Source organism: Rhodobacter sp. NTK016B (assembly GCF_017303295.1).
Classification (GTDB): domain Bacteria; phylum Pseudomonadota; class Alphaproteobacteria; order Rhodobacterales; family Rhodobacteraceae; genus Pararhodobacter.
The window spans coordinates 1-214 of the sequence record NZ_JAFKOK010000081.1 but is presented as its reverse complement, the minus strand read 5'-3'; the positions used below and the strand labels follow the sequence as shown (position 1 = coordinate 214).

Sequence of the window (214 nt, the reverse complement as noted above, 5' to 3'; positions counted from 1 at the left end):
CACGTCGCCGGGCTGGACGAGCTTCGCCGCCACAACGCCGGGGTCATGGCGCCGGTGATCGGCGCGCTGCAGACCGGCCAGCCGCTGACGATCATCGGGTATGGCGACAGCATCACGGCGGGTCACGGCGGCACCGCCGAGGCCGACCAGCTCGTGCCGGGCGGCACCACGCGCGACCGCGCGGACAGCTACACGATCCAGACCCCGGCGGATG

1 protein-coding gene is annotated in these 214 nt (G+C 73.8%); it reads left to right on the top strand.

What is annotated here, in order from left to right; genetic code table 11:
- The coding region (locus tag JI664_RS23780; RefSeq protein WP_207016271.1) for a hypothetical protein at window positions 1-214 on the top strand (214 nt) is incomplete at both ends.